This window comes from Klebsiella sp. 28 (assembly GCF_018223905.1).
Lineage (GTDB): Bacteria > Pseudomonadota > Gammaproteobacteria > Enterobacterales > Enterobacteriaceae > Klebsiella > Klebsiella pneumoniae.
Genome location: NZ_JAGRQY010000271.1, coordinates 1 through 6933 on the forward strand (window position 1 = coordinate 1; position 6933 = coordinate 6933).

8 protein-coding genes are annotated in these 6933 nt (G+C 38.1%); 3 read left to right on the forward strand and 5 right to left on the reverse strand.

All coding sequences use genetic code 11. The annotated features are described in order from the left end of the window. The coding region (locus KHQ28_RS27990) for a tyrosine-type recombinase/integrase (protein ID WP_369123044.1) at window positions 1-408 on the forward strand (408 nt) is incomplete at its 5' end. A 139-nt stretch (window positions 409-547) separates the two neighbouring features. After that, window positions 548-1453 (forward strand): HNH endonuclease, encoded by a 906-nt coding sequence (locus KHQ28_RS27995; protein ID WP_023302085.1) that lies wholly within the window; start codon window positions 548-550, stop codon window positions 1451-1453. A 215-nt stretch (window positions 1454-1668) separates the two neighbouring features. Here KHQ28_RS27995 and KHQ28_RS28000 read toward each other — a convergent pair whose 3' ends face one another. Both KHQ28_RS28000 and pilV read right to left on the reverse strand, forming a co-directional pair. After that, entirely contained in the window at window positions 1669-2676 is a 1008-nt protein-coding gene (locus tag KHQ28_RS28000) for a hypothetical protein (protein ID WP_023302086.1), read from the reverse strand. Between the two features lie 408 nt (window positions 2677-3084). After that, complete coding sequence (pilV, locus tag KHQ28_RS28005) at window positions 3085-4557, reverse strand: shufflon system plasmid conjugative transfer pilus tip adhesin PilV (RefSeq protein ID WP_023302087.1); 1473 nt, start codon at window positions 4555-4557, stop codon at window positions 3085-3087. Between the two features lie 180 nt (window positions 4558-4737). Here pilV and KHQ28_RS28010 point away from each other — a divergent pair, with 180 nt between their 5' ends. Beyond that, the gene (locus KHQ28_RS28010; RefSeq protein ID WP_023302088.1) at window positions 4738-5112 is read left to right on the forward strand and encodes an H-NS family nucleoid-associated regulatory protein; all 375 of its coding nucleotides are present in this window, start codon (window positions 4738-4740) and stop codon (window positions 5110-5112) included. 127 nt (window positions 5113-5239) lie between these two features. Here the strand turns inward: KHQ28_RS28010 and KHQ28_RS28015 are convergent, their stop codons facing one another. The 3 genes from KHQ28_RS28015 to KHQ28_RS28025 form a co-directional block, all read right to left on the reverse strand. Then, the gene (locus KHQ28_RS28015; protein ID WP_023302089.1) at window positions 5240-5593 is read right to left on the reverse strand and encodes a conjugal transfer protein TraD; all 354 of its coding nucleotides are present in this window, start codon (window positions 5591-5593) and stop codon (window positions 5240-5242) included. Next, window positions 5590-5841, reverse strand: coding sequence for a hypothetical protein (locus KHQ28_RS28020; protein ID WP_023302090.1), 252 nt, complete (start codon window positions 5839-5841; stop codon window positions 5590-5592). The genes KHQ28_RS28015 and KHQ28_RS28020 overlap by 4 nt, the downstream gene beginning before the upstream one ends. Before the next feature lie 201 nt (window positions 5842-6042). Beyond that, the gene (locus tag KHQ28_RS28025; RefSeq protein ID WP_032667201.1) at window positions 6043-6327 is read right to left on the reverse strand and encodes a DUF3892 domain-containing protein; all 285 of its coding nucleotides are present in this window, start codon (window positions 6325-6327) and stop codon (window positions 6043-6045) included. Between the last annotated feature and the right edge of the window lie 606 nt (window positions 6328-6933).

A 6933-nucleotide genomic window follows, 5' to 3' on the forward strand; every position in this document is an offset into this window, starting at 1 on the left:
CGGTACACGATGTTCTTTCCCGGCAACAGGATGAAAGCCGGGAAAGAACATCGTGTACCGCTGTCTGACGCTGCAGTAGCCCTGTTAAAGGCTTTACCACGTTTCAAGGACAATAATCTTGTATTCCCTGCCCCTCGTGGTGGACAGCTATCTGATATGTCTTTGCTGGCAGTACTGAAACGAATGGGCCATAGTGGTTTAACACAGCACGGTTTCCGATCAACATTTCGTGACTGGGCTGGTGAAACTACAGATCATCAACGTGAAGTTATTGAACACGCACTGGCCCATCAACTGGCTGATAAAGCAGAGGCCGCTTATCAGCGCGGAACGTTATGGCCTAAGCGTGTGGCGTTGATGGATGATTGGGCGGGGTATTGTGTAGCTAACAGACGTCCAGAAATTTAATGGAAACAGCAGGATGAATAAATTTATCTTCGATTACTGTAAGTCAATCTGAAAAAATCATCAACAACACCCTCCGTAAAATGGGTTCCTGAAAAAATTTTCTTATGTGCTCATATTATCAAGAAACAAGGAATAGAACATGACAATCCTATTTTGCAACATTGGATGGATGAACAAATATGATGGAATTGACGGGGATTCAATCGAGCGAGGTGGGTCCTACAATAAAACAGCCATAGGCCATGAAGTTTGCAACTTTACGAATTCTGATGGATATGTATATGGATATGTACAACCAACAGGCCAGATAAAAATAGAAAAATTAGGAGCCAGCAGGAAGGCTGAGAAAATTGATGGTATAACTGTTGTTTGGCTAGCTGGTCCTGAGTCTGGTGGTACTGCCGTTGTTGGTTGGTATAAAAATGCGACAGTATTCCGTGAGCCACAAGATTTAATATATCCTTCATCAAAACATAGAGATAATGGCATAACTACTTTTAGAATAAAAGCGCTGTGGGAGGATGCTTTTTTATTACCCTCGGATAATAGAAGTTTAATGATCCCTAGAGCAGTGAAAGGTGGAATTGGACAAAGTAATGTTTGGTATGCCAACACTCCAGAAAGTGGTGAACATGTCACTAAAGTAAAAAATCTTATTGCTAATTTTGACAAAAACACTCAAATACCAGATGTAGACCAAGAAGCCATGGGTGCCGAAGGCAATCCGAGACTTAGAGCACATATACAAAGAGAAAGAAACTCAAAAATTGTTAAGGAAAAAAAACGAATTACACTAAAAGAAAAAGGTCATTTGAAATGTGAAGTATGTAGCTTCGATTTTTTCGAATTTTATGGCGAAAATGGGTATGGTTTTTGCGAAGTACATCACTTAATACCATTACATAAATCAGACGGTGTTATTATCACTAAGTTATCAGACCTTGCAATAGTATGTTCAAATTGCCATAGAATCATACATAAAACATCGCCAATGATTTCGATTGATGAATTATCAAAAAAACTAACAAATAATATTTCAATATAAATTTGAGATGTCTTTTACATAGCTTAATATTATTTCGCAGTAGGACCCGGTAAAAAAAACCTGTGCGGTCACCATCATATTAAAGGTGACCGCCTGAACGATCGCCAAAATCGATAAAATTGGATTGTTGCCATCAGCCTATACTCTTCCATCATCAGAATGAATATACTTGCGAACGCCAGCATGTATAGACAGCATATTTACAACGATTTAACCTACGGAACAAATTTTGTTTCAATGAAGTTAACCGCACAACTTAAATACCAGTCAAAAGTCATTTTGCAAAGTTCAAGTCCCTTTTCTGATGCAGACTTGGAGAATTCAAGAAATTGCTCTTGATTGATACCCATCTCTTCAATTGATGACTCAACAAATCCATGAACTGCTTTATTCCTTTGAACTCTCCATCTATCCAGTTCGTTTAGTAATTCCACATCCCCTTCATATTTATCTCGCATAAGTTTAATCAATTTATTCAAGCTATGGCTTTGTAGCTTTGTGTCTTTAGCTTCTAAATAATTGTATAGAATATTGCTAATTACACACTCTGATAAGACAATTGCTTCAAGATAGAAGCCTGATAATATTGATTTCTCTATTCTAGCCAAAGCTTTTCCTTGAGCATCATTTCTCTTTTTTACCATCTCCGCCGCATCGTCAAAATTTACATCATTATTGCTCGCGAGATGAAGACTCTCAAACAGAGAACACCCTGATTTTCTCGATATATTTTTATCAAAAGCCTTCAGATAGTTGTAAAAGAACTCATGAAGACCATTTATAAATGTAAATACGAAGGTCCAATCACGACTTACCCATTCGAAATACTTACCGGTCTTATCTGGTTCTGGTATTTCCATTAGAGTATGTCCGATATTATAGATCCAGTGGTGTAGAACAGGAACCATTCCGGCAACGTGAATACAGGTTCTGTACTTATTAGGATACATGTATGCGTGACCCGGTTTCCAATCAATTATTTTTTGGGTCTGAACCCATAAATCCATTTCATCTTTCGTTGCATAATTTGAAAGCAGATATATAAGAAGTTCATACACACTATCAGGGTGAGGTGATTGTTCTAAGACACCATCACAATTAAAACACATAGATAAATTCACACAAAAAGCTTCAAGATCTAGCCTTCCACTATTATTTATAAATTCATAGTTTTTTATGAACTCATAGAAGCGCTCTTGCTCTTTCAGTAATTCTTTATCCATTTCATTCACCTTGAAGTCAACTACGATGTCTAGGTTTTATGTAATTTTAACATATCAGATGGCATAGTTGTCTCTCCCAGATTCATCTTTAAAGAGTCTAACACTATGCTTCCTTATCAGTTTACACATATCCCAAATAAAAATCAGCATATGAAACAGGTTTTCTGTCTTAGCCCCAGTATGTTTCATAATGGGATCTGTTCGATAATATTTGGCAGGAACTGGAAAGAATTATTGTTCAGAATCAGAATTAATTTATGCCTTTTTTGAAATTGATACAAAGAAATCCTGAATATTGTGCTGTGGAAGTGTCTTGATTTTCGCTATGTGACATACAATCATTTACAGCAATGATGCTCCAAACTCAGTTCTACCTCATAATAGGCCTGCTATATATAATTTCATTTATCACCATGACAATGTAAATTCTCTTTCAACAAATGCCTGATTTACTGACATCTGGATCACTCCATTTGAATATGTGAAACTTCCGGGGTAGCAGCTCCCACATCCATCTCCCCACCAACGGGTTATCCTTTCGCTAACTAATTTTATTTCAGAGCGTGTAATACCATCTCGCCAGAAAGTCAAATCAGTATAAACGTCTTTCCTACAACTATTGCTGGAGTTGTTTCCTGCATGACAAGATAAAATTATTTTTAGCGGTTTTGGAGCATCTGCTGCATAATTTATTCTTCGCCAAATCCCATCCTGACAGGAAATAATAGCCCCTGTGGATTCCTTACTGATTAATCCTTGGGTAGGACAGGCTGTTCCTACAACCTCAGTCGAGTTAGGTAAAAAATAGTTTGCGTCGATAGTTTTATCTGAATGAATATTTCCGGTAGCCTCTATATTTCCACTTACCTTCACATATCCACTAAGTACCCCTCCGGTAGTTTTAACATTTTTACCATTATATGCGGTAATAGTATTTGCATCAGTCATATTCCAACCACCACCCCATTTCTGAAAGTATATACCTCCATCACCTAATGTTCTGAACCAGTTCTGCGTGTATGTCTCGCCTCTAGATTGGATATTTTCGGCTGAAACAGTGTTATTAGCATTTATTGAACCATTGACCTGAGCACTACCGCCAACACGGATATGTGCACCGACAACTGTATCTCCTGTGGAATTCAGAACATTAGCAGTCGCAGTTCCTACAGCAGTTATATCTTGGACATTCTTGATGCTTTTACCTCCCATATTAAGATCCCCCGTCATCGGCAATGTGCCATCACGACGAAGATAAACAGAATACATGGTGGAATCATATCCTACGCGATAGGCCATCAATCCAGCACTTGTGATATTACTGTAATCTGTAGATGCCTCTTTCCATGAACCCTGTAAACCTGATGCTAACGTTGCTGATTGCGTCATACCACTATCAATACCTGCCGCTTGCATCGCTCGACCCAATAAATCGTAACGATACTTATCCCCTTCCATCCAAGGCAAAGTCGTTGTAATAAGACCATTAACTACATAGTTAGGTGATATTCCTGAACGTTTTAATATAATTTTATATGAAGATTTTTGCGCATTAATCCCGGTGTATGACGCAGGTAATAACCCTTCATTAACCAGTGTCTGGTATGTGATTTCACAGCCTGAAGCATTACAGACACGGGGACCCGGATCGCTTGACTGGCTGCTGCTTGAAGTCAGAGTAGAAAGTTTGTCATATCGGATATTAATATACCCGTTTACCGCCTCCCCTATCTGCTTCATTTGCTGACCAACAGCGTTAGCCGTCATCGTTTCCTGTTCTTTTTTCATATCCTGAAAACGCATGAATGCCATCATGCTACCCACACCCAGCACCAATACGAGTTCTAACAAGGAGAACCCTTTTCTATTTTGTTTTTTCATTTTCATCGTCCTTTTTATTTCACGTACTAATCAATTACCAAAAATAAAAAAGAGGTCAATACTACTTGATATATAATATATAAAAATCAACAACAGGATATAATGGAGATTAGATTTTATCTGTTCCTGTCCGTGTTCTGCTATCCTTATAAGGGTTTTAAACATTCAGGATAAAAGATAATGATTGACGTTATTAAAGCGCTCAATAACATACGTATCCTTCGCGCTCAGGCACGAGAAAAAGATTTGGCTACACTGGAAGAGATCCTATCAAAGTTCACGGATCTTGTTCATGACAGACGCCAACATGCTGAACGTCAGGGAAAAATCGAAGCCCTCCGTGCACAGATGCTTGAAGATGGCATTGACCCGTCTGAGCTGCTGGGTAATGTTAAATCTTCACGCCCTTCTGCTGTTCGGCCAGCTCGCCCGGCTAAATACAAATACACTGATGAAAATGGCAACGAGAAAACATGGACAGGGCTGGGACGTACACCAAAAGTGATTGCAGCTGCACTGGAAAGCGGTAAGGTTCTGGAAGATTTTGCCATTTGAGGAAGAGTTGTTATTTGCTGCGACTGATGGTAATAAAAATGGCTACCGCGCCCTCTGGGGCTTGCTCAACAGCTCCCCAGCCTAAAACAAGTTTTAGGCTGGGGAGCTGTTCGGACGTGAAATGACTTTATGGCCTGAACTTCTTGAGAACTCTTTCAATGTAGATTTGTCCATTTACTTTATACCTTTCGATATCGTGCGTATGAAGGGATGGAACTTCTAACAACAAGCCAAAGAGTAATTGCTTATCTACCTCACTTATATCACAGTTTAAAACCTTGGCAACCTCTGCACCAAGAATTATTTTTTGTCGTGTGTTTTCTTTTTTGCTATCTCTTTTTTCTTTGGCTTTAAGGTAATTTAATTTATTTTGCGCTCCAGCAATTTTCTGCTCAAGTGTTTTCTTAATTTCCGGCCTGTTTCTATCATTCTGAAAAACATTGCCAGTCAGATAGGTGTTTTTTATTTCATCATCATTCATTCTTTTCTCCATTGATGCCTATGATTGTAAGGAATATTACTTCTGAACTCATCATCTGAAAGTGCTCGTTTGATTGATTTAATCCGGGAACGGAACTGTTTCTTTTCCTGTTTCTTTTTAAACTCAACTCTTACTTCTGTGATTATCTTTTCTGCTTCTCTATACGCTTTTTCCAGATCGGTATAAATTCCATTATCAAGTAATCGTTTTGCTTCAAGATCGATGGCTTCATCGTTATTTTTATACATAAAACCTCCTTGTCTTTATTTCCTTAACACCAATTAGCATAATTAATAAATTAATCAATAGTATAGGGGGTTATTTTAATAATATATTTCCAAGTCTTTTAATTGACATTGAAATTATCTCTATAACTAACTACATTAAGAAGTGATCATGGTAAGCGCAGTAAATAGTAAGAAAGGGCCAATTGGCCCTTTCTTCAACACTTATGCGCACTCAGGAAGACTCAAAAGATTGTTAGGCTGTTCACCATCATTTTGAGTTTTCAAGTATTTGTTACCAGAAGCACTGACAGCAACAATCACCCACACTGAATGCCCTCCTGCATTAACATAAAATCTCCATTTCCCAGATTCTATTCCGCTTATAGCCTCTTGCTGTGTGAGCTTCCATCTGGTGCCATCAGCATTCTTACCACCAATATGAGTTATCCTTTCATGAGCACTCTGGCGATTGCTTTTATTGATACATAACACTTGATGTTCGGACATTATATCCTCATTATAATTGCTGTATGTAATTAATAAAATGATCATCATTCCTAATGCATCAAACTGCTCTAAGAAATGATGCAGACTAAGTTTAGGCCATATCCTTACGATTTCCAGTCAACAAATACCTAAATCGCGCACTTTGTAATTTATGCAACACAAGTGATAGCAATTACTAACTAAAATACCTAATACTCTCCGCGTTACTTATTTTTGTTTTTTAGTGATTTTCATTTCACCTTTAGGTTTTCCACCCTAGCTTATGATCTTCACCTGTTCATTATATAACAGGGAAGTCATCCTTATTTTTAACTGCTTTTTATATTTTAGTGTTTTCCCGCCTTACGGCGGGATAAATTAACATTCTTTTTGTCCTACGGACGCCATCAAAACCCAGTCGGGTTAATATTGCGGAATACTTCGCCCGCCCATCCAGATAGCGCCGCTTAATTCGGCGGTTTGTTTTACAGTCATTCATATATTTAGTATTAATTAATAAAGGCAAGCCTTATACATTGCCGTTATTTTTGAGCCATTTATGGCGATAAAAAATAAAGCAATGCCCACTTACGCATTATCGCTTCGCTCTAATGCCGTGGGGTCTAC

Bases quoted from the DNA above. Each gene is read 5' to 3' on its own strand.
- KHQ28_RS28000 (WP_023302086.1), bottom strand. From the start codon at position 2,676: ATGGATAAAGAATTACTGAAAGAGCAAGAGCGCTTCTATGAGTTCATA.
- KHQ28_RS28020 (WP_023302090.1), bottom strand. From the start codon at position 5,841: ATGTATAAAAATAACGATGAAGCCATCGATCTTGAAGCAAAACGATTA.
- KHQ28_RS28010 (WP_023302088.1), top strand. From the start codon at position 4,738: ATGATTGACGTTATTAAAGCGCTCAATAACATACGTATCCTTCGCGCT.
- KHQ28_RS27995 (WP_023302085.1), top strand. From the start codon at position 548: ATGACAATCCTATTTTGCAACATTGGATGGATGAACAAATATGATGGA.
- KHQ28_RS28025 (WP_032667201.1), bottom strand. From the start codon at position 6,327: ATGTCCGAACATCAAGTGTTATGTATCAATAAAAGCAATCGCCAGAGT.
- KHQ28_RS28015 (WP_023302089.1), bottom strand. From the start codon at position 5,593: ATGAATGATGATGAAATAAAAAACACCTATCTGACTGGCAATGTTTTT.
- pilV (WP_023302087.1), bottom strand. From the start codon at position 4,557: ATGAAAAAACAAAATAGAAAAGGGTTCTCCTTGTTAGAACTCGTATTG.